Annotated in this window: 19 protein-coding genes; 8 read left to right on the top strand and 11 right to left on the bottom strand. The window is 69.7% G+C overall.

The genetic code is table 11. From position 1 onward, the window contains the following. Window positions 1-42: 42 nt before the first annotated feature. Window positions 43-1,068: a cell division protein ZapE gene (gene zapE, locus KZC50_RS10770; protein WP_301132350.1), complete on the bottom strand. Its 1,026-nt coding sequence runs from the start codon at window positions 1,066-1,068 to the stop codon at window positions 43-45. Then, window positions 1,065-2,291, bottom strand: a complete 1,227-nt coding sequence (locus tag KZC50_RS10765; protein ID WP_053547400.1) for an alpha/beta hydrolase family protein — start codon at window positions 2,289-2,291, stop codon at window positions 1,065-1,067. Before KZC50_RS10765 ends, zapE begins: the two co-directional genes overlap by 4 nt. Before the next feature lie 25 nt (window positions 2,292-2,316). On the opposite strand from KZC50_RS10765, the gene KZC50_RS10760 reads away from it, so the two are divergent. The 4 genes from KZC50_RS10760 to KZC50_RS10745 all read left to right on the top strand — a co-directional run bounded on the left by KZC50_RS10760 (window position 2,317) and on the right by KZC50_RS10745 (window position 7,538). Further along, the gene (locus tag KZC50_RS10760; RefSeq protein WP_053547399.1) at window positions 2,317-2,901 is read left to right on the top strand and encodes a DUF3000 domain-containing protein; all 585 of its coding nucleotides are present in this window, start codon (window positions 2,317-2,319) and stop codon (window positions 2,899-2,901) included. Beyond that, the gene (locus KZC50_RS10755; protein ID WP_310891692.1) at window positions 2,898-4,097 is read left to right on the top strand and encodes a ribonuclease D; all 1,200 of its coding nucleotides are present in this window, start codon (window positions 2,898-2,900) and stop codon (window positions 4,095-4,097) included. Before KZC50_RS10760 ends, KZC50_RS10755 begins: the two co-directional genes overlap by 4 nt. Window positions 4,098-4,170: 73 nt before the next feature. After that, window positions 4,171-5,376 (top strand): thiolase family protein, encoded by a 1,206-nt coding sequence (locus KZC50_RS10750; protein ID WP_053547397.1) that lies wholly within the window; start codon window positions 4,171-4,173, stop codon window positions 5,374-5,376. An 11-nt stretch (window positions 5,377-5,387) separates the two neighbouring features. Beyond that, on the top strand, window positions 5,388-7,538 hold the full coding sequence (locus KZC50_RS10745; RefSeq protein ID WP_310891691.1) for a 3-hydroxyacyl-CoA dehydrogenase NAD-binding domain-containing protein: 2,151 nt from the start codon (window positions 5,388-5,390) through the stop codon (window positions 7,536-7,538). Window positions 7,539-7,591: 53 nt separating this feature from the next. On the opposite strand, the gene KZC50_RS10740 is transcribed toward KZC50_RS10745, so the two are convergent. Both KZC50_RS10740 and KZC50_RS10735 read right to left on the bottom strand, forming a co-directional pair. After that, complete coding sequence (locus KZC50_RS10740; RefSeq protein ID WP_310891690.1) at window positions 7,592-9,571, bottom strand: S9 family peptidase; 1,980 nt, start codon at window positions 9,569-9,571, stop codon at window positions 7,592-7,594. 3 nt (window positions 9,572-9,574) lie between these two features. Next, window positions 9,575-10,339: an SDR family oxidoreductase gene (locus tag KZC50_RS10735; RefSeq protein WP_053547394.1), complete on the bottom strand. Its 765-nt coding sequence runs from the start codon at window positions 10,337-10,339 to the stop codon at window positions 9,575-9,577. 129 nt (window positions 10,340-10,468) lie between these two features. Between KZC50_RS10735 and KZC50_RS10730 the strand changes: the two genes are divergently transcribed. From KZC50_RS10730 to KZC50_RS10715, 4 genes are all read left to right on the top strand, one after another. After that, window positions 10,469-10,975 (top strand): NfeD family protein, encoded by a 507-nt coding sequence (locus KZC50_RS10730; protein ID WP_301132357.1) that lies wholly within the window; start codon window positions 10,469-10,471, stop codon window positions 10,973-10,975. Further along, window positions 10,968-12,053, top strand: a complete 1,086-nt coding sequence (locus KZC50_RS10725) for an SPFH domain-containing protein (protein ID WP_053547393.1) — start codon at window positions 10,968-10,970, stop codon at window positions 12,051-12,053. The genes KZC50_RS10730 and KZC50_RS10725 overlap by 8 nt, the downstream gene beginning before the upstream one ends. Window positions 12,054-12,129: 76 nt before the next feature. Next, a complete protein-coding gene (locus KZC50_RS10720) occupies window positions 12,130-12,852 on the top strand; it encodes a glycerophosphodiester phosphodiesterase family protein (protein ID WP_310891689.1) in 723 nt (240 codons plus the stop codon). Window positions 12,853-12,957: 105 nt separating this feature from the next. Then, on the top strand, window positions 12,958-13,338 hold the full coding sequence (locus KZC50_RS10715) for an RNA polymerase-binding protein RbpA (RefSeq protein WP_301132359.1): 381 nt from the start codon (window positions 12,958-12,960) through the stop codon (window positions 13,336-13,338). Window positions 13,339-13,341: 3 nt separating this feature from the next. Here KZC50_RS10715 and lnt read toward each other — a convergent pair whose 3' ends face one another. The 7 genes from lnt to KZC50_RS10680 form a co-directional block, all read right to left on the bottom strand. Beyond that, complete coding sequence (gene lnt, locus KZC50_RS10710) at window positions 13,342-14,919, bottom strand: apolipoprotein N-acyltransferase (RefSeq protein WP_310891688.1); 1,578 nt, start codon at window positions 14,917-14,919, stop codon at window positions 13,342-13,344. A gap of 35 nt (window positions 14,920-14,954) precedes the next feature. After that, window positions 14,955-17,447, bottom strand: coding sequence for a DEAD/DEAH box helicase (locus KZC50_RS10705; RefSeq protein WP_310891687.1), 2,493 nt, complete (start codon window positions 17,445-17,447; stop codon window positions 14,955-14,957). Continuing rightward, on the bottom strand, window positions 17,444-18,205 hold the full coding sequence (tatC, locus tag KZC50_RS10700; RefSeq protein ID WP_310891686.1) for a twin-arginine translocase subunit TatC: 762 nt from the start codon (window positions 18,203-18,205) through the stop codon (window positions 17,444-17,446). The genes KZC50_RS10705 and tatC overlap by 4 nt, the downstream gene beginning before the upstream one ends. A gap of 68 nt (window positions 18,206-18,273) precedes the next feature. Then, the gene (gene tatA, locus KZC50_RS10695; protein ID WP_310891685.1) at window positions 18,274-18,510 is read right to left on the bottom strand and encodes a twin-arginine translocase TatA/TatE family subunit; all 237 of its coding nucleotides are present in this window, start codon (window positions 18,508-18,510) and stop codon (window positions 18,274-18,276) included. Window positions 18,511-18,557: 47 nt separating this feature from the next. Continuing rightward, a complete protein-coding gene (locus KZC50_RS10690; RefSeq protein WP_053547387.1) occupies window positions 18,558-19,523 on the bottom strand; it encodes a helix-turn-helix transcriptional regulator in 966 nt (321 codons plus the stop codon). Then, window positions 19,520-20,512, bottom strand: coding sequence for a helix-turn-helix transcriptional regulator (locus KZC50_RS10685; protein ID WP_310891684.1), 993 nt, complete (start codon window positions 20,510-20,512; stop codon window positions 19,520-19,522). The genes KZC50_RS10690 and KZC50_RS10685 overlap by 4 nt, the downstream gene beginning before the upstream one ends. Before the next feature lie 46 nt (window positions 20,513-20,558). Beyond that, window positions 20,559-21,512, bottom strand: coding sequence for an FKBP-type peptidyl-prolyl cis-trans isomerase (locus tag KZC50_RS10680; protein ID WP_053547385.1), 954 nt, complete (start codon window positions 21,510-21,512; stop codon window positions 20,559-20,561). Window positions 21,513-21,519 lie beyond the last annotated feature (7 nt).

Raw genomic sequence — 21,519 nt, 5'->3', positions numbered from 1 at the left:
CGCGAACGCCCGGAGCGCGCTCGACGAGCGGATGCCGGTGTGTCAGGCGAGCGTCGAAGCGACGAGGCGCGACATGGCGCGCAGGTACTTCTTGCGGTATCCGCCGGACAGCATCTCCTCGGGGAAGACGCCGTCGAGGGAGACTCCGGTCGCCCGGATGGGGATCTGCGCGTCGTAGACGCGGTCGATGAACGCGACGAATCGCAGCGCCGCCGATTGGTCGGTGAACACGTCGACGTCCCGGAGCCCCACGGTGTCGACGCCCTCGATCAGTCGGATGTACCGCGAGGGGTGCACACGTGCGAGATGGGCGATGAGATCTTCGAAGCGATCATCGGTCGCCGTTCCCAGGGCCGCCGCATCACCGATCGCGGCGTCGTACTCGGCGGTGCTGAGTGAGACCGCGTGGCCGTCGACGGCACGCTGCCGATAGTCGGTCCCGTCGATGCGGATCGTCTGGAACCTCTCCGCCATCGCGTGGATCTCGCGGAGGAAGTCCTGCGCGGCGAAGCGCCCCTCCCCGAGCGCGTTGGGCGGCGTGTTGGATGTTGCGGCGAAACGCGTGCCCCCGGTGACCAGCTCTCCGAGCAGCCGCGTCATCACCATCGTGTCGCCGGGGTCATCCAGTTCGAACTCGTCGATGCAGAGGAGATCTGCGCCTCGGAACAGCTCGACGGTGTTCTTGTAGCCCAGGGCGCCGACGAGCGCGGTGTACTCGATGAACGAGCCGAAGTACTTCCGTCGCGCGGGCATGTCGTGGTAGATCGCGGCCAGCAGGTGGGTCTTCCCCACACCGAACCCGCCGTCGAGGTAGACACCCGGACGTGGAGCAGGTTCGCGCTTGGCGCGACGGAAGAGTCCGCCCCTCGCCGGTGCCGGTCCTCCCCCGGCGAACCGGACGAGGAGATCCTTCGCCTCCTGCTGCGAGGGATACGCGGGATCCGCCCGGTAGGTGTCGAACCGCGCGGTGGTGAACTGCGGCGGCGGCACGAGGGCGGCCACCATCTCGGCACCGGAGAGCTGCGGCGTGCGGTCGACGAGGTGCACCACCCCGACGGCGGCACTCATCGGGCATCCTCCGAGGTCTGGTCCTGCGGCGTGAGCCCCCGGGCGCGAAGCCAGTCGGAGATCGCGGAGCTCCAGCGCTCCTGGTCGTAGTTCCAGAGCTTCGTGTGTCGCGCCACTTCGAAGACCTCCATACGGACGAGATCCGGGCGCGCGACGAGGAGATCGTGCGAGGCGTCGGAGGGGACGAAGCCGTCGTCGTCGCTGTGCAGGATCAGGATCGGATGCCGTAGCTCTGCGGCGCGGGCGATGACATCCAGGCGATCGAAGGGGATCCGACCACCGCTGTGCACGAGAGCCGATCCCCAGTCGCTCTCGAGCGCATGGATCGCGAGCGAGCTGACCGGGGTGGGAACCTTCATCATGCCGGCTTGGTAGTCCAGCACGACGCGCCAGTCGACGACGGGCGACTCGAGGATCAGCGCGGCGATGCGGTCGCGGTGAGCGGAGTTGAGGGAGACCTGCAGCGCGATGGCGCCACCCATGGACCAGCCCATGAGGACGATCCTCTTCGCACCGCGGCGACGGGCGAAGCCGACCGCCGCGTCGACGTCGCGCCACTCGGTGGCTCCGAGGGCATACGTGCCCGCGCGGCTCCGCGGCGCCTCGCCGTCATTGCGATAGGACACCACGAGCGAGGTGATCCCGAGGCCGTGGAACAGCGGGACGGCACGGAGACATTCCGCTCTGGTCGTGCCGCGCCCGTGCACCTGAATCACCCAGACGTCGCCCTCGCCGGCCGGGAACAGCCACGCGGGGCAGGGGCCGATGCCGGATCCGATGAGCTCGGGCGTATAAGGGAGGTGCAGGTCGGAGGGATGGTCGAAGTACCAGCCGCTGAAGGCGGCCGCACTGTCGAGACGGGCATCCGAGCCGATGTGGGTGAGGAGCTTGCGCGTCACGCTGTCGGCGTCCTCGGCGAGGACCGTCCCCAGCTTGAGGTACGGCTCGGACCCGCGCGTGAACAGCCCGTACCTGCCCGGGAGCGCCGTGTCCTCGGTCTTCGAGAGCCGGATGGTCTGCGCGGTGGTGTCGAGATCGAGGATCTGGGTGTCGGCCACACGCGCGGCGGGTGTCACGACCCGTCGCGCCATCCGCAGGGCCGTCAGGGCCCACAGACTCAGCACCGCAGAGAGCGCACTGCTCAGGACCGTGATCAGGATGCGGATCGCGGATGCCGGGGCGGGGAAGGCGCCGCCCGCAGCGGCGCGCCTGGAGGAGACCATCGGGGCCTCACTCTAGTCTGTCCGGGTGGAAGATCACCGCCGACCGGCGTCGCCGACCTTCGCGCAGGTCGCGGAGGATGTTCGCGCGGTCGAATACCGGGACGATTTCTCCGTCCGCGAGATTCCGGCCCCCGCCGGACTCGCCCCGGACTCGATCGCGCTGGCCGGAGATGTCCGCCCGGACGCGACGACGGGCGACTCCGTCTTCGGCACGGGGCGCTTCATCCTCCTGCACGACGACAGCGAGCCCGCATCCTGGGAAGGACCCTGGCGGATCGTCTGCTTCGCCCAGGCACCGCTCGAATCCGACATCGGCGTGGACCCGATGCTCGCCGATGTCGCCTGGTCCTGGCTGGTCGATGCGCTGACGTCCCGCGAGGCGTCCTTCCACGCAGAGGCGGGTACCGCCACGAAGACACTGTCCCGCGGGTTCGGCTCCCTCGCCGCCGAGGGCGACGGATCGCAGATCGAACTGCGCGCGTCGTGGTCGCCCACGGGTCCCATCGAGCGACACGTGGAAGCATGGGCGGAGCTCGTGTGCATGCTGGCGGGGCTCCCGCCGGGTTCAGAAGGGATCGAGATGCTGGGATCGCGCAGGTCGCTGCAGTGACGGCGTACGACGTGATCGTCGACGATGCGGGATTGCAGGAGGCGGCGCGCGCCATCGCGGCCGGCACGGGTCCCGTGGCCGTCGACGTGGAGCGCGCCTCCGGATTCCGGTACTCGCAACGGGCGTATCTGGTCCAGGTCTTCCGGCGCGGCGCCGGCGTGTTCCTGTTCGACCCCCCGCCGATCGCCGACTTCTCTCCGCTCCAGGACGTCCTCGTCGACGAGGAGTGGGTGCTGCACGCCGCCAGCCAGGATCTGCCGTCGCTGCGCGAACTGGGGCTGGAGCCGGAGCGGATGTTCGACACCGAGCTGGCGGCCCGCCTGCTGGGTCACGAACGCGTGGGACTCGGGGCCGTGGTGGAGCAGACGCTCGGCATCACCCTGGCCAAGGCTCATTCCGCCGCGGACTGGTCCACCCGACCCCTCCCCCAATCCTGGCTGGAGTACGCCGCGCTCGACGTCGTGCATCTGATCGATGTCCGCGATGCGCTCGTCGCCGAGCTCGAGGAGCAGGAGAAGTCCGAGTTCGCGGAAGAGGAGTTCCTCGCCGTCCTCCTGCGTGAGCCCAAGCCCGCGCGCGAGGAGCCCTGGCGTCGGATGAGCGGGCTCCACACGGTACGCGGCCGCCGAGGACTCGCGGTCGCGCGCGCTCTCTGGACGGCGCGGGAGGAGTACGCCCGCCAGGAGGATGTCGCACCCGGCCGTCTGGTGCCCGACCGTGCGCTCGTCGCGGCGGTCATCGCCGATCCCCGTTCGAAGCAGGAACTCGCCGGGGTCAAGGAGTTCACCGGTCGCGCCAGCCGCTCGCAGCTCGATCGCTGGTGGGCCGCGTTCGAAGCAGGTCGCGCCGAGACCGATCTTCCCCGCGAGCGTGTCTCCCACGGCGACACGCTCCCACCGCCTCGTGTCTGGGCCGATCGCAACCCCGACGCCGATGCCCGATTGAAGACGGCCCGGCCGCGGGTGGAGCAGCGGGCGGACGAGCTCCGGATGCCGACGGAGAACCTCCTGACGCCCGATCTGCTCCGACGCGTGGCATGGGCTCCGCCCGCGGTGATGAGCGTCGACGCGATCGCGGCTGCGCTGCTGACCCTCGGCGCCCGCGGCTGGCAGGTTGACCAGACTGCACAGCTGATCACGGATGCCTTTGTGGATTCCGTGCAAGAGCCCGCGGAGGCTGCCCCGACCGATTCGTAGGTATCCGCCACCGGGTTCTGCCCGCCCGCAGGGGCCTCCTAGGCTTGCGGCGATCCCAATCATTGGAGGCAGAGTGGCCGATATCTCGGACGTCTTCTTCGTCGACGGCATGCGCACACCTTTCGGGCGCGCCGGCGAAAAAGGCATGTACTGGAACACCCGATCCGACGACCTCGCGGTCAAGGCGACCATCGGTCTGATGGAGCGGAACGCGGCGGTCCCGAAGGACCGGATCGACGATGTCGCCATCGCGGCCACCTCGCAGACGGGCGACCAGGGACTCACCCTCGGCCGGTCCGTGGCGATCCTGGCGGGCCTCCCCCAGAGCGTTCCCGGGTTCGCGATCGATCGCATGTGCGCCGGAGCGATGACGAGCGTGACGACGATGGCCGCATCGATCGGCGTCGGCATGTACGACGTCGCACTCGCAGGAGGCGTCGAGCACATGGGTCGTCACCCGATCGGAACGAACGCCGACCCCAACCCGCGCTTCGTCGCGGAGAAGATGGTGGACCCCGGCGCCCTGAACATGGGGGTGACGGCCGAGCGCATCTTCGACCGCTTCCCCCACCTGACGAAGGAGCGGTCCGACCGCTTCGGCATGCTCAGCCAGCAGAAGGCGCAGCGCGCCTACGACGCGGGGAAGATCCAGCCCGATCTCGTCTCCGTCGCCATCAAGGACGCGGACGGAGCGTGGGGTCTGGCCACGGAGGACGAGGGGCGGCGGCCGCAGACCACGATGGCCGACCTCGCTGGTCTCAAGACGCCGTTCCGTCCGCACGGCCGTGTGACCGCGGGCACGTCGTCCCCGCTGACCGACGGCGCCACGATGTCGTTGCTCGCGGGCGGTGGCGCGGTGAAGGAACTGGGCCTGACCCCCAAGATGCGGATGGTCTCCTTCGCCTACGCGGGAGTGCAGCCCGAGATCATGGGCATCGGTCCGATCCCGTCCACGGAGAAGGCCCTCCGCAAGGCGGGGCTGACCATCTCCGACATCGGTCTGTTCGAGCTGAACGAGGCGTTCGCGATCCAGGTCATCTCGCTCCTCGACCACTTCGGCATCGACGATGACGACCCGCGCGTCAACGCCTGGGGCGGCGCCATCGCCGTCGGGCATCCGCTCGCGGCATCCGGCGTGCGACTGATGATCCAGCTCGCCGCGCAGTTCGCGGAGCGCCCCGACGTCCGATACGGCCTCACCGCGATGTGCGTGGGTCTCGGCCAGGGCGGCTCGGTCATCTGGGAGAACCCGCACTACGACGGCAAGAAGCGCAAGTGAGGACCGACAGCATGACCGACTACGACTCCATCGATTTCTCCCCCCTCCACGCACTCACCGACGGCGAAGTCGTGACGCACTCCCGCGTGCGCGACGTGACGCTGGCGTCGGGGAAGACACTGGCACTGATCACCCTCGACAACGGACGCGACCACACGCGCCCGAACACCCTCGGGCCCGCCACGCTCACGAAGCTCGGCGAGGTCCTGGACGCGCTCGCCGTGCGGGCCGGCGCGGGCGAGATCGACGCGGTCGGCATCACCGGTAAGCAGTACATCCTCGCCGCGGGTGCGGATCTCAGCGACATCACGCGAGTGGGCTCGAAGGACAACGCCCGGCTGGTCGCCCAGCTCGGACACAAGGTCCTCGGGCGGCTCGGCGAACTCGGCGTCCCCTCCTTCGCCTTCGTCAACGGGCTCGCGCTCGGCGGGGGCCTGGAGATCGCGCTGAACTCGACCTATCGGACCGTGGACGCCTCGGCGGCGGCCATCGCGCTTCCCGAGGTCTTCCTCGGCATCATCCCGGGTTGGGGAGGCGCGTACCTGCTCCCGAACCTCATCGGGATCGAGAACGCGCTCGAGGTCGTCATCTCCAATCCGCTGAAGCAGAACCGCATGCTCAAGCCCGCGCAGGCCTTCGAGCTCGGCATCATGGACGCGATCTTCCCGGCCGCGTCCTACCTGGAGGACTCCCTGCGGTGGGCGGACGGTGTCCTGACCGGCCGCATCGCCGTCGAGCGGAAGAACACCCCGGGCAAGATCGAACGTGCCGTCAAGTGGCCGGTGGCGATCAAGATGGCGCGCGGGATGCTCGAATCGAAGATCGGCACCGTGCCCGCGTCGCCGTACGTCGCCCTCGATCTCCTCGACAAGGCGCGGTCGGGAACCAAGGCCGAGGGATTCGCCCGCGAGGACGACGCCCTGGCCGATCTCGTCGTGGGCGACCAGTTCGCGGCGTCGATGTACGCGTTCGACCTCGTGCAGAAACGAGCGAAGCGACCGGTCGGCGCCCCGGACAAGGACCTCGCGAAAAAGGTCACCAAGGTCGGCATCATCGGCGCGGGCCTCATGGCCAGCCAGTTCGCGCTGCTGTTCGTGCGGAGACTGCAGGTCCCGGTCCTCATCACGGATCTCGACCAGGCCCGGGTCGACAAGGGTGTCGCGTACATCCACGAAGAGATCGGGAAGCTCGAAGCCAAGGGGCGCCTGGATGCCGACGCGGCCAACAAGCTGCGCGGTCTCGTCACGGGGACCACGGACAAGACCCTCTACGCGGACTGCGACTTCGTCATCGAAGCGGTCTTCGAGGAGGTCGGTGTCAAGCAGGCCGTGTTCGGCGAGATCGAGAAGATCGTCGCGGAGGACGCGATCCTGGCGACCAACACGTCGTCTCTCTCCGTGGCCGAGATCGGCAGCACCCTGGCTCATCCCGAGCGACTGGTCGGCTTCCACTTCTTCAACCCCGTGGCCGTGATGCCCCTCATCGAGATCGTCTCCACGGATCAGACCGCGGATGCCGCACTGTCGACGGCCTTCGTGGTGGCGAAGGCCCTCGGGAAGAACGGCGTCCTGACCGCGGACGCCCCCGGCTTCGTCGTGAACCGGCTGCTGGCCAAGGTGATGGGCGAAGCGGCACGCGCTGTCTACGAGGGCACCCCCGTGGCGGACGTCGAGCGCGCCTTCGCACCGCTCGGACTGCCCATGGGGCCGTTCCAGCTGATCGACCTGGTCGGCTGGAAGGTGGCGGCGCACGTTCAGGACACCATGACGCGCGCCTTCCCCGACCGGTTCTTCTCGCACGAGAACTTCCATCGACTCGCGGAGCTCGACGAGGTCGTGGAGAAGGACAAGGGCGGCCGTGTGACGGGATTCACCAAGGCGGCGCTGAAGACGGTGAAGCCGCACGTCGGATCGCAGTCCGTTCCGGCTGAGGAGATCCTCCGCCGTGTGCAGGACGGTCTGGCGCAGGAGATCCGGATCATGCTCGACGAGAAGGTGGTCCCCGAGGTCGAGGACATCGACCTCTGCCTCATCCTCGGAGCCGGGTGGCCGTTCATCGACGGCGGAGCCTCCCCGTACCTCGATCGCGAGGGGGCGTCCGAGCGCGTGTTCGGCGCCACGTTCCACCAGCCGCCCATCCGCGGCATCGCACAGGAATCCTGACGGCGATGACGAAGGCCGGGTCCGCGACGGGCCCGGCCTTCGTCATCCGTCCCTCACGCCACCGGGAGGTGTCGATTCCACCACTGCACGACGGCGTCGAAGCGTTCGACCCGATGCCTCGGCCGGCCCGCCCGCGTCAGCTCGTGGTCCTCACCCGGGAAGATGAGCATCTCTGCGGGCACACCGTGCCGGCGCAGGGCACTGTAGTAGCGCGTCGACTGCTCCAACGGGCAGCGGAAGTCGAGCTCGGAGTGGATGACCAACGTGGGCGTCCGCACCCTCCCGACGACCTCCAGCGGACTTTGCCGCGCGATGTCCTCGACGTCGACTCCGACGTACTCGTCGCCGAAGAAGCTCCCGATGTCGCTCGTGCCCTGCATGGAGATCGGGTCCAGGAATCCGCGCTCGACGATCGCGCCGGCGAAGCGGTGATCGTGGGCGATGGTCCAGGCGGTGAGATAGCCGCCGTAGGAGCCGCCCATGATCCCCAATCGACCGCCGTCGAGGCGCGCATCGCCCTGGACAGCGGCATCGAGGAGTTCGAGGACGTCGGTCATGTCGACCGTCCCCATCGCCTGTCGGATGCTGCGACCGTGCGCGCGACCGTATCCGGCGGAGCCGCGGGGATTGCCGTAGACGACGGCGTAGCCCGCGTCCACCAGCACCTGCGTCTCATCGAAGAGGTGGACGCCGTACGCGGCGTACGGACCGCCGTGGATCTGCAGGATCACCGGGAACGGGCCGTCGCCGGCCGGCGTCGCGACCCACCCGTGCAGCGGATAGCCGTCGCCGGCGACCGCCTCGATCTCCCGCGGCGCGACGACGCCCCGTTCGCGAACGGGGGCGCCGAAGTCCGTGACCGTTCGGCGGACGGCTCCCGCGACGCGGACGAGTTCGCCGAAGGAATCCGCCGTCGCCACCGCCGCGACGATCTCTCCCCCTGCCGCCGCGTGACCGAGCACCTCGACGTCGCCGTCGAGGACGACCTCGTTCCCGCCCTCGCGGTCGACGCGGAGGAGACGGACGCGACCCCGCGTGCGATCCTGCACCAGGAAAGCCCCGCCGACGACGGTGATGTGGCTTCCGACCTCGCCGAGGTCGATGGACTCGGCATCGGTGAGGATGCGGGGTCCGTGCTCGTCGAGGACCCACAGCGCGACCCCCGGCGCGACGAAGTCGCGACCGTCGTCGCCGACCTCGTAAGCGAGCAGTGCGATCAGCCCATCGGCGGCGACCGCGATGTCGTTGACGGCCAGACCGGCGGCGGTGGAGAGGATCTCCCGCGTCGAGGACCCGTCGACGGCGACCGCGACGACGCTCGTGCGCAGGTCGCGTCGGGCGTTTTCGATCCGTTCCGGCACGACCAGGATCTCGGCGCCGTCCGCCGTGAAGACGGGTGACGAGTACGACGCGTCATCGGCCGTGAGGCGTCGGGCCTCCTCCGGGACGACAGCCCGGTCCGGAGCGTCCCCCGATGTCGTCACGGCGGGCGGATATGTCGGCTCCGCATCGAGGTCGGGCGCGGCGACCACGAAGAGCTGCGCCGGGCGATCGGCGATGTAGCCGAGTCCGTTCGCGTGCCAGCGGATGCCGGTGATGCGGCGGGCGGGCTCCGACTCGGCGGGAAGACCCTTCACGGTGCCGTAGCGCCCGGGCTCGGGGATGCGCGCGGTGAAGGCGAGCGAGCGCGCATCGGGCGCCCACGCGAATCCCGAGACGCCCAGCGGGGCATCCGTCACCTGGATCGGCTCTCCGCCGCTCGTCGCCATGACGAAGATCTGCGTGCGCCCGTCTGCGTCGGCGCGGAGGAAGGCGATCGCCTCGCCGTCGGGTGCGATTCGCGGGGCCGCATCGGAGACCCCCCGCGTCAGACGGCGGTGAGCACCGGATTCCGTGTCGAGGCGCCAGATCTGCCCGACCGCACGGTCGGCGGCGAGGTCCGGCCGCGACGTCGCGAAGACGACGAAGGATCCGTCGGGGGCGATGTCCGGCCGGCCGACGGCGACGAGGGCCTCGATGTCACGAGCCCGCACGGGTCACTCCCCCGCGAACGAGCTGGTGTCCCCGACGAGGCGGGTGTTGTCGGCCGGCACAGGATCCAGCGCGGCGCGCGCGACCTCGGCGGCGAACTCCGACACGTTGTAGAGCTTTCCCGCCGACTCGCGTCGCGAGGCGATGGCGCCCGGATTGGCACGCTCGAGCAGCGTCGCGGTGATGGTGCCCTCGATCATGTCGCCCGACACCACGACGAACTCGATGCCGCGCTCGGTCAGGGCCGGGATGCGCTCGCGCAGAGCGTCCTCGCCGGCACGCTTGGAGAGGGCGACCGGCTCGTACTCGGGCATGGTCGGAGTGGTGCGGATGAAGTGCGCCTGGTGGCTGGTGACGAAGACGACCCGCGAGCCGGCCGCCAGCAGCGGCAGCGCGGTGTCGAGGACGCGCACCTGCGCGTCGCGGTTCAGCGCGAGCGCGTAGTCCTCGGCCATGCCCGCCTCCATGCCGCCCGATGCGTTGAGCACGAGGATGTCGAGAGAGCCGAACTCGCGCTCGACCTCCGCGAACATCTGCTGCACCGAGGTCGCGTCGGTGAGATCGGCGCCCACGACGAGCGCGCGCACGCCCAGCCCGCGCAGCTCGTCCGCGAGCTTCTGGGCGCGCGGTGCCTTGTTGCGGTAGTTGATGACGACGTCGGCGCCCGCCTCGGCGAGGTATCTCGCGGTGTCCGCGCCGATCCCCCGGGAGGAACCGGTGACCAGGGCGACACGGCCCTTCAACGAATCGACGGGAAGTGTCTGGGACATGGGGGCTGCTCCTGGATCGATCGGTGTCCGGGTGTGGTTTCCGGGCCGGAACGACCCTATCAACGCGATCCGCCGGGCCCTCGGAACCAGCCCGTTGATAGGGTCGGAGAACGGGACGAAGGGGTGGCGATGCTGCCGGATCTGATTCAGTACATGTGGATCGCGTGGCTTGTGCTCGCGTTCCTCTTCATCATCATCGAGCTGTTGACCCTCGAGTTCACGTTCCTGATGCTCGCTGCGGGATCGCTCATCGGGGGGCTCGGCGTGAACCTCCTCGGCGGACCCTGGTGGCTGCAGATCGGCATCGCCGCCGTGATCTCCGCGCTGCTGCTGTTCACCATCCGGCCGCTCCTGCTTCGCGCGCTCCACAAGGATCAGCCGTTGGCGCGAACGAACGTCGATGCCCTATACGGCATGGAAGGGCGGGTGGCCAGCCCCTTCGTGCAGGATGCGGGCTCGGTGAAACTGGACAACGGTGAGACGTGGACCGCCCGTCTCGCCTCGGCGTTCGAGGGCACGCCCCTCGTTCCCGGAGACCGCGTCGTCGTGGAGACCGTGCGCGGTGCCACCGTCGATGTCATCCCCGCCTCCGCGTCGCGCGCAGCGGGAGAGGAAAGGACCCAGACCCATGATTGACGTCGGCGCATTCGCCGGGCAGATCTTCGTGATCGTTCTGCTCGTCGTCCTGGCGATCTTCGTGATCGTCGTGATCTTCCGCTCCATCCGGATCATCCCCCAGGCATACTCCGGCGTGGTGGAGCGACTCGGCCGCTACCAGCGCACGCTGCAACCCGGACTGAATCTGCTGGTGCCCTTCGTGGACCGCCTGCGTCCGCTCGTCGACATGCGCGAGCAGGTCGTCTCCTTCCCCCCGCAGCCGGTGATCACCGAAGACAACCTCGTCGTGTCGATCGACACCGTCGTGTACTTCCAGGTGACCGACGCCAGGGCGGCGACCTACGAGATCGCCAACTACCTCAGCGCCGTCGAGCAGCTGACCACCACGACGCTGCGCAACGTCGTGGGTGGGCTGAACCTCGAGGAGGCGCTGACCAGCCGCGACAACATCAACGGTCAGCTGCGGGTCGTCCTCGACGAGGCGACCGGCAAGTGGGGCCTGCGCGTGTCTCGCGTCGAGCTCAAGGCGATCGATCCGCCCCTGTCCATCCAGGACTCGATGGAGAAGCAGATGCGCGCCGAGCGCGATCGCCGCGCGGCGATCCTGACGGCGGAGGGATCGAAGCAGTCGCAGATCCTGGAGGCGGAGGGACGCCGACAGGCCGAGATCCTCCGCGCCGAGGGTGACAAGCAGGCCGCCGTCCTCCGCGCACAGGGTGAAGCCGAGGCCATCGAGATGGTCTTCGAAGCGATCCATGCGGGCGACCCCGACGAGAAGCTGCTCGCGTACCAGTACCTTCAGACGTTGCCGAAGGTCGCCGAGAGCGCATCCAGCAAGCTCTGGATCATCCCGAGCGAGCTGACCGAGGCTCTCAAGGGCATCGGTCGCGGCTTCGGAGGCGTCGGATCCGAGACCACGTCCGATCGCTCCGGCGACGACCAGCCGCGTTCGAAGACGCCCCGGACCCGCGGCGGCGCGGTGTCCACGGCCGCCGATGCCGCGGTCGCGGCGGCACGGGAAGCCGCCTCCGCCGCCGACGACATCGCCTCGGAGGCGGCGCGCACACGCCCCACCGCCGGTGACACGGGCATCTGACCCTGCGCCGGTCTCGGCGCGGCACCCCTGGTTCGGCGCGTCCGGGACACCGCGCGTTCTTGCTCACCGCGGCCTCGTGACCGAGGAGGCGGCGCGCGACGGTGTGGCCGAGAACTCGTTCGCCGCCGTGGCCGCAGCCCACGCCGCCGGGGTCGTCTACGTCGAATCGGACTGCCACCTCACCGCCGACGGCGTGGTCGTCCTCTTCCACGACGACGATCTCTCCCGGCTCACCGGAGATCCCCGGCGGATCGCCGACGTGCGCGTGCGCGAGCTCGAATCCCTGATGAGCGGACGCGGCGGACTGCTGACCCTGACGCAGGCGCTGGATGCTTTCCCCGACCTGCACTGGAATCTCGACGTCAAGGCGGCCTCGGCCGCCCTCCCCGTCGGGCGCGCGGTCGCGAAGGAGGGCGCCCGTGTCCTCATCACGAGCTTCTCGGACGCCCGCCGCCGCGAGGCGCTGGCCGCGGCCGCCCGTTCCGACGCCCTGCCTCCCGCGACATCGGCGGGGCGAGGCACGATCACCCGTCTCCTCGGGGCAGTCGCGTCGGGGTCGTCGGCGCTGGTCGCCCGCGTGCTCAGCGGAATCGATGCGGTGCAGATCCCCGAGCGCCACGCCGGCGTCGCGATCCTCACCGATCGGCTGCTCCGCCTCACGGCCGCCGCGGGGGTCGAAGTGCACGTCTGGACCGTGAACGACACCACGGCGATGCAGGACCTCGTGCGACGAGGAGTGCACGGCATCGTCACCGATCGGGCCGACGAGGCGCTCCGCACTCTCGACGCGCCCGGTTGAGCGCGGGCCTGAACATCGGCTGGGAAAGGCTCCCGCGGACCCCCCGTTCGGATGATCCATCCAGGTCTCTTCGTTATACCTGAACAGCGACGAGAGGACCACACAATGGCAGACCGCAGTTTGCGCGGCATCCGACTCGGCGCCCAGAGCCTACAGAGCGAAGAGGGCGTCGTTTTCCATGAGCGTGCACAGCACGTCTATTCCTGCACCGTCTGCGGACGCGACACCACGCTGACGTTCGCGGCCGACGCCGAGGTCCCGGAGGCTTGGGAGTGCCGCACCTGCGGCGCCGAGGCCCTCCTCCGCATCGGCGACACCACAGCGACGGTCGACCACTCCGGCGACAAGACTCCCCGCAGCCACTGGGACATGCTGCTCGAGCGGCGCACGATCCCGGAGCTCGAGGAACTCCTCGAGGAACGCCTCGCCTACGTGCGGGCGCGGCGCGGTGCAGGTGGCGAGTCCACCGACAAGCTCAGCGCCTGAGCATCACTTCTCGATGACGCCGGCCCCTCCGGGGGTCGGCGTCATCGTCGTATCGCCGCGGCGCAGACGGCGCGCGAGAAGTCCGAAGACCGCGAGGGCCAGGAGGCTCCCCCACCCGAGCAGCATCTGCACCGCCGGCCCGACGACGACCACCGGCGTGATGCCGGTGCGTAGGGGCACGTCGGTCAGCATGTGCCCGGCGACGCCCGCGTCGAGCGAGTCCAGGGTCGCCCCGTCCGGCGCGATCACCTGGCTGGTCCCCACGGTCGAGATGTTCACCACGGAGCGCCCGGTCTCCACCGCCCGCATCCGCGCGAAGGCCAGTTGCTGGAGGTTCTCGTCGGTGTCGCGGAAGTCGGCGTTGTTCGTCTGGAACATGTAGACCTCGGCGCCCTCCCGCGCGCCCTCCCAGATGACGTCGTCGTAGATCACGTCGAAGCAGATCGCCAGGCCCACTCCGACGCCGCCGACGTCGAAGAAGGGCGCGTTGCTGCCCGGGGTGTACTCGCGCTGGATCAGCCCCACCAGGTCCGGTACGAGGGCCTCGAAGAACCAGCGGTCCGGGACGTACTCCCCCATGGGAACCGGGTTCACTTTGTCGTGCAACTGCGTGGCACCCTCCCCCTGTTCCCAGAGGAGGGACGTGTTGAACGTCGACCCTTGGCGGTCGGTGGCGGCGTTGACGATCAACGGCGCATCCACCCGCGCCGCGAGTGAGTCGAGGGTCAGTGCGGTACCGGCGTCCGCCAGCGGATCGGAGTCGATCCCCCCCTCCGGCCAGAGGAGCAGATCCATGTCCTCACCGAGGAGCGGAGCGGTCGCCGCGAGCTGGGCGTTGAGGATCGCATCCCGGGATCGCTCGTCGAAGTAGCCTGAGGGGCCGTTTCCCTGGACGCTGCCCACGCGGAGGATGCCCGCATCCTGCGTGGGGAAGGCGGGGACGAGGACGAGGAGGGCCGCCATGACGGCGGCGGGCACGGCCGTGCTCCACTGGGAGAACCGACCCCGGCGCACCCACTCGATGACCGCCGCCGTGAACGCGACCATCAGGAAGGTGAGCCCGGCGACCCCGATCCACGACGCCACATGGGCAAGGGGGCTCTCCGACTGACTCATACCGATGCGCCCCCACGGGAACCCCGTATAGGGCCAGGAACCCATGAAGAGCTCCCGAGCCGTCCACAGTCCGCCGACGACGACGGGAAGGACGAGCAGTCGGCCCGCGGCCCCCCCGAGCACCCGCGGAACCCATCGGTAGGCGAGGGCGACGGGGATGGCGCCGACGGACATGAACACCGTCTCGAGACCCGCCAGCGCGAACCATGGGATGACGCCGAGATAACGGGTGATCCAGACGATGTGGATCAGATAGAACGCCGCCCCGAAGACGAACCCGACCAGGAGGGCACCGCCCACCGATCGCCCGATGAGGGTCAGCAGCGACGCCGCGACGCCCACGAAGGCGAGCGGCCACCAGCCGACGGACGGAAAGGCCAGGTCCAGGATCCCACCGCCCGCTGCGGCCACCACCACGGCCGCCCACAGGGGTAGGAGAGGACGCGGCGGAGCGAGGGCGGTCACGTCACCACCCTAGATCGCGGACGCTGGGAGGCGGATCAGACCGTCGAGTGGGCGACGATCCCGCGCCGCACCGACTCGAGCGCGCGGCGGGCCGTCGTCGCGACGTCCGGCTCGGCGACGAGGGACAGCTGGTCGAGGAGATCGATCGTCTGCTTCGCCCAGCGCACGAAGTCGCCCGCGGCCATGTCGGCGTCCGCGAGGACGCGATCGAGCATGGCGCCTCGAGCCCAGGCGTGCATCGCGGTGGCCAGCCCCGGCGCGGGCGGCTCCGATCCGGGAAGGTGGTGATCGCGCTCGAGATCGTCGAGGTTCGCCCACAGCTCGGTTGTCTTCTCGAACGCCACGCGGAAGGCTCCGCGCGGCAGACCGCGCTCCCCGGGCCCGCCGTCGTCTCGCCGCGGCTCATAGACCAGACAGCAGGCGAGGGCCGCGAGCGACGGCGCATCCATCTGCCGCCACAGGCCGCGACGGAGTGCTTCGGCGATAAGGAGGTCGCGCTCGCCGTAGATGCGGCGCATGGTGCGCCCCGCCGGCGTCAGTGTCGTCGCACCTCCGTCGTCGACGGCGACGTAGTCGAGCGCGGCGAGCACGTCCACGACGCGGTCGAACACGCGGGCAACCGTCCCCGTGCGCGTCTCGATCTGCCGCCGCGTCTTGTCGACCGACCGCTTGAGCTTGGCGTACCGTTCCCCCCAGCGCGCGTGGTTCTCGCGATCCGGACACCGGTGGCACGCGTGCCGCTGCATCCGTCGGCGCAGCGCGTCGATCTCCCGCAGGCGCGCATCGCGGGTGGCGCGACCTGCCGTGACGTCGCGACGATTCAGCTTCTCCAGATCGCTGAGCTGACGACGGATGTCGGCGTACTCGGGGAAGTCGCCCCGGTCGCACGACATCGCCGAGAGATAGCCCGCGAGGGACTCCTCCTCCTCCTTGACGCGTCGGGCGAGGCCCACCACGGCGCGATCGGCCTGGAACTGTGCGAACGACGACTCGAGGATCTCCCGGGCCCGCCCGCGTCCGAACTGGTCGATCAGGTTGACCGCCATGTTGTAGGTCGGGCGGAAGCTGGAGTTGAGTGGGTACGTGCGGCGTGAGGCCAGCGCGGCCACGGACTGCGGGTCCATCGCCTCGGTCCACTGGATGACGGCATGGCCTTCGACGTCGATGCCGCGCCGTCCCGCACGGCCGGTGAGCTGGGTGTACTCGCCGGAGGTGATGGCGACGCGCGCCTCGCCGTTGAACTTCTCGAGCTTCTCCAGCACCACGGTGCGCGCGGGCATGTTGATGCCCAGGGCCAGGGTCTCGGTGGCGAACACGGCCTTCACGAGCTTCCGCCGGAAGAGCTCCTCGACGACCTCCTTGAACGCCGGGAGGAGTCCCGCGTGGTGGGCGGCGACGCCGCGCTCGAGATTCTCCCGCCACTCCCAGAATCCGAGGACCGCCAGGTCCTCCTCCAGCAGCGTGCGCGTCCTCTCTTCGACGATCTCCCGGATCTCGCGTCGCTCCTCGGACGTGGTCAGCCGGATGCCGGAGCGTCGGACCTGCTGCACCGCCGCGTCGCATCCCACGCGGGAGAAGATGAAGAAGATCGCGGGGAGCAGGTTGGACCGGCCGAGGAGCGAGACGACTTCGGGGCGGTCGATCCGCTCCAGCCGCGCGGACGTCGACGGGCGGACGGCGCGGTGACCTCCCCGATGCGGTCGCCGCTGACCCGCGCCGGCGTGGCGCGCACTGGAGGCGCGCTGCGCATCGCGGTTCCGCTCGAACGTCTGCCCCTTCAGCGAGCGAAGCCGCAGCAGCTCCTGGTTCACCTGCGCCGTGGCCACCCCGGCGCGATCATCGAACAGCGGCAGGAGGTCGCCGCGGACGAGCACATGCTGCTCCAAAGGAACAGGCCGCGTTTCGGACACGATGACCGCGGTGTCGCCTCGGACCGTGTCGAGCCAGTCGCCGAACTCCTCCGCATTGGACACCGTGGCCGACAGCGAGACCAGGCGCACCGACGCCGGAAGGTGGATGATCACCTCTTCCCAGACGGCGCCGCGGAATCTGTCGGCCAGGTAGTGGACCTCATCCATCACGACGAAACGCAGTCCGCGCAGAGCCGGAGAGTCGGCGTACAGCATGTTGCGGAGGACCTCGGTGGTCATGACCACGATGCGGGCGTTGCCGTTGATGTTGGTGTCGCCGGTGAGGAGGCCGACCTCGTCGGCGCCGTACACGGCCTGCAGCTCGCGGAACTTCTGGTTCGACAGCGCCTTCATGGGCGTGGTGTAGAACGCCTTGTCGCCCGGCTCCATCATCGCCAGATGAATCGCGAATTCGCCGACGATGGTCTTCCCGGCACCGGTGGGCGCCGCCACGAGTACGCTGCGTCCCTCTTCCAGGGCGCGGCACCCGGCGATCTGGAAGGGGTCGAGCTCGAAGCGCTGGGCCGCCGCGAACGCCGCGGTGTCGGGGTACGATCGCGCGGTCTCGTTCCGCTCGCGTGCGCGCGCGTAACGCTCGGCCGGACTCGCGTCGTTCACGCGGCGGTCTCGGGCGGGAGGAGGGCCTGGTCGCGCCGCGCACGGCGGCGGTCGAAGAGCAGCGACAGCCCGGCGGCGGCGAAGAAGAGCACCGTCATGATCCCCGCGAGGATGAACGTGGACGCGACATCGGCCGGCGGTGTGGCGAGGGCGGCGAAGACGACGGCGACGATCACAGCGATCCGCCATCCGCCGAGAATCGCGCGACCGGAGATGATGCCCGCGAGGTTGAGCGCCACGAGGAAGACCGGCAGCACGTAGGCGACGCCGACGAAGAGGAGGAGTTTGAAGACGAAGTCGTAGTAGTAGCTGGCGTCGTAGAACGCCGCGGCCCCGTCGGGTACGAATCCGGCCATGAGCGTGACGATGTTCGGCATCACGAGCAGACCCGTCGCGCAGCCGGCGAAGAAGAGCGGCACCGCGGCACCGACGAACCCGATCGTGTAGCGGATCTCCTTGCGCGTGAGACCGGGGGTGACGAAGGCCCAGATCTGCCACATCCAGATCGGCGCGGCCATCAGGATGCCGAGGGCGAAGGCCATGCGCAGGCGCAGATCGAAGCCGGAGGTGACGGTGCTGAACATCAGCTCGACCCGCCCGGCCTCACCGCGTGATTCGGCCACCTCTCGGATGGGCTCGGTGATCAGGGAGAGAACCGGGTCGGTGATGAGGAACGCGACCACCATCGCCGCGACCAGCCCGATCGCAGAGATGATCAGACGCTTCTTGAGCTCGACAAGATGCTGCCCCAGGGACATGCGCTTGTCTCGCCGCGGAACGTCGGGATCATCGACGCGCGGCGGCGGAGTCGTGACCATAGGCCGACTCAGGGGTTGGCGGTCGGTGAGCCGCTGCTGTCGGAGCGCTTCACGTCCGGCGCCGGAGGCGCGACGGCGGAGTCGGCGGTCGTCTGCGCGTCGTCCTCCTTCATCGCCTTCATCTCACCCTTGAACACGCGCGCGGACTGCCCCATGCTCTTGGCGAGCGCGGGCAGCTTGGCGGCGCCGAAGAGCAGCAGAATCACCGCGAGGATGAGGAGCCACTGCCAGCCTTGGATTCCCATGTTCGTCCTTCCGAGGGGCTTACGCGCCATCCTACCCCCGCATATCGTCACCGATACTGGGCGAGCCCCGCTTCGGCCCATTCCGCCGCGGCGCGCCGCGCCTCCACCGGGGCGAGGATCTCCAGCTCGCCGCCGCGCCGCGCCGCCAGCCGCCGGAGGCTGTAGGCGTCGGCCACCCGCATCGTCGCCTCCGCGGTCACGCCGTCGGACGCAACCTCGATGTGCGCGCGATCCAGGTAGTCGCCGAGAAGCGGAGCGGAGTGGACGGGGAAGCGGACCCGCGCCGGCACATCGCCACCGGCGCCCTCGAGCCATCCCGGGACGGAGTCCGGAACATGGGTGACGGGGATCTCCGTGACCGTCAGATCGCTCACCCGGTCGAGGTGGAACGTGCGCATGCCCTCCCGCAGGTGACACCATCCCTGCAGATACCACTGCCCGTCGGCGATGTGGACCTTCACCGGATCGACGGTGCGGGTCGTGGGTGCGGCGTCCGGAGCCTTGTAGGTGAAGGACACCGCCACCGCACGGTCCAGGGCCTCGGCGACCGCGGACCGCGCGTCGTCCACGGGGCCGGGCACCATCACGAGATCCGCCGGTGCCGCCGACGCGCCGCGGGCGAGCTTGGCGAGGAGTCCGTTGAAGACCTCCGAGTCGCCGACGCCCGGAATCGAACGCGCCAGCTGGAGACCCGCCAGGAGAGCCGCCGCTTCGCGCGCGGTCAGGCGGGGGGCCCGTTCCAGACCGACGGTGTTGGTGATGACGATGCGATCCTGCTGATCGAGCAGATCCCAGTCGATGTCGAACAGGTCGTTGGACATCTGCCAGAAGCCCTGATCGCCGGGCAGCCCGATCACGGTGAGCTTCTGCACCATCGCCCGCATCTGCTCCGGCGTGACATCGAAGGTCTCCGCCGCCTCGAGGACGGAGACCTCCCCCTTCCCGACGAGGTACGGCACCAGCTGGAGCATGAGCGCCGCCCGATCGGTGGCGAGCTGCGGACGCGCGCTCACGAGGCCACCTCGTGGCGGTCGCGGACGGCGATCAATCGCGCCACGACCTGGTCGCGGAGGGCATCGGGCTCCACCACCCTCACCTCCGGGCCGTAGGACGCCAGTTCGTCGGCGAAGACGTGCAGGTCGACGAACGGCACGCGGATGCCCTGCTCCGCCCGAAGGGCGCGGCGCGCGAGGCGCAGGGCGGCCTCGGTGCCCGGGTCCACCTCGAGGAGCGCGACGTTGCGGGACGCCACCTGCTCCAGGCCTTCCCGTGCGCGTGCACCGGCGCCCTCACGCATCGCCGGATCGAACCTCTCGCGGGTCAGGACGGCATCGCCCATCACCCGGGAGAGGAGGAAGGTGCGTTCGGCATCCTGGTCCAGGTCCCAGCCGAAGACATGCCAGCGGGCCTCGTAGTCCACCAGCGCCAGGGGACGGATACGGCGCCGCCGGGGAGCGCGTTCCCCCGGCTTGAGGTAGTCGAAGGCGATGACCCGCGCGCTCTCGATGGCCTGCTGCATCGGTGCGAACGCGGCGTCTCGGAGGTTGATGCGGGGGGCGAAGCCGACGATCGGCGCGTCGACGGCGATCCCGAGGGCGCGGATCTTCCGCAGCGCGCCGCGCGCGCCGTCCGACATCGAACTCTCCCCCCAGACCTCGGCGGCGAGGTTGAGCAGCGCGATCTCATCGGGGCGGAAGTCGATGTCGGCGGGAAGCTCGTACTCGGACGTCGGGATGCGGTAGCGGGCTTCTCGGAGATCATCCGGATCGAGCCAGTCCCCGATCGTCTCGATCGGCACACCCAGCGCGCGGAGATTCTCCTTGTCACGCTCGAACATCTTCTCCAGCGCGTCCTTGGACGCGCCGGCCGTGCCCTGCTCGCGATAGCCGGCGACGGAGGCGAGGACGGCGTCCTTGGTGAGCCCCTGCTCGGTGGCGAGGAGGGCGACGACCAGATTGACCAGTCGCTCCTCGGGCGGGATCTTGGCGGACGGGGCTGACATCGCCTTCATCCTACGGTCGTGCCGCCGAGCGGCCGACCCCGTCCGATCACGGCGCGGCGTCGAGCCCGAGGATGTCGATCACGAAGACCAGGGTCGATCCCGCGGGGATGGCACCCTGCGCGGTGTCTCCGTACCCCTGGTCGGGCGGAATGACCACGAGCACCTGGGATCCGACGGTCTGCCCCTCGAGCGCCGCGGCGAATCCGGGAACCACCCCGTCCAGGGTGAGGGAGGCCGGAGCCTGGCCCCACGACGAGTCGAATTCCTCGCGCTCGGCCCACGTCACACCGGTGTAGTGCACGCGCACGGGTGCATCACCCGTGACGACCGGCCCGTCGCCCTTCTTCAGTGTCTGCACGACGAGCTCGCTGGGCGGCGCACCCTCCGGGATGATGAGGCCCGGCTGGCCGTCCGGCGCACGGACGACCGAGGGCAGCCCGAAACCGTCGGTGTACTGGTCGGCACCGTCGGCCTTCGCCAGGTATACCTTCCGGACGTCCACGATCGCCAGGGCCGACTCGTCGGCGGCGAGTCCGAGCCCTTCCGCCGCACCCTCGGCGATGTCGCCGGGCGCCAGCGCGACCGTCACCCGCGACCCCTCCGTCGCGCACGAGAGCGCGTCGGAGAAAGCCGGGAACGTGTTGACCCACTGGGACAGCGTGGTCACCCGCGTCAAATCGCCGTCGTACGGTGTCGCGATGACGGTCTCTCCCGAGTCTCCGCCGACGAGGGCGATGTCGACCACGACGAGCTGGTCATCCGTCGTGATGGGCGTGCCGTCGCCCGTGACGTCGTCGCGCGCGGCCCACTCGTCGGTGCGGAACGGCGTGTAGACGTCCACGTCCGGGAGCGCGTCGGCCGCACCGGACACGGAGACCAGATCGAGCACCCCCGCGTCGCCGGCGGGCCGGTCGCAGGTGGTATCCGCCGGAGCGGCGCAACCGGTCAGGCCGACAGCGGCCAGACCCAGGATCGTCAGGGCAGCGGAGAAGGTACGCACCCGACGA

The organism is Microbacterium aurantiacum, from assembly GCF_031625015.1.
GTDB lineage: Bacteria > Actinomycetota > Actinomycetes > Actinomycetales > Microbacteriaceae > Microbacterium > Microbacterium aurantiacum.
This window is presented reverse-complemented; position numbering and strand designations above follow the sequence as displayed.

Coding starts and splice junctions, on each gene's coding strand:
- tatC (WP_310891686.1), bottom strand. CDS start 18,205: ATGTCCCTGGGGCAGCATCTTGTCGAGCTCAAGAAGCGTCTGATCATC.
- KZC50_RS10735 (WP_053547394.1), bottom strand. CDS start 10,339: ATGTCCCAGACACTTCCCGTCGATTCGTTGAAGGGCCGTGTCGCCCTG.
- KZC50_RS10715 (WP_301132359.1), top strand. CDS start 12,958: ATGGCAGACCGCAGTTTGCGCGGCATCCGACTCGGCGCCCAGAGCCTA.
- zapE (WP_301132350.1), bottom strand. CDS start 1,068: ATGAGTGCCGCCGTCGGGGTGGTGCACCTCGTCGACCGCACGCCGCAG.
- KZC50_RS10725 (WP_053547393.1), top strand. CDS start 10,968: ATGATTGACGTCGGCGCATTCGCCGGGCAGATCTTCGTGATCGTTCTG.
- KZC50_RS10685 (WP_310891684.1), bottom strand. CDS start 20,512: ATGTCAGCCCCGTCCGCCAAGATCCCGCCCGAGGAGCGACTGGTCAAT.
- tatA (WP_310891685.1), bottom strand. CDS start 18,510: ATGGGAATCCAAGGCTGGCAGTGGCTCCTCATCCTCGCGGTGATTCTG.
- KZC50_RS10730 (WP_301132357.1), top strand. CDS start 10,469: ATGCTGCCGGATCTGATTCAGTACATGTGGATCGCGTGGCTTGTGCTC.
- KZC50_RS10745 (WP_310891691.1), top strand. CDS start 5,388: ATGACCGACTACGACTCCATCGATTTCTCCCCCCTCCACGCACTCACC.
- KZC50_RS10765 (WP_053547400.1), bottom strand. CDS start 2,291: ATGGTCTCCTCCAGGCGCGCCGCTGCGGGCGGCGCCTTCCCCGCCCCG.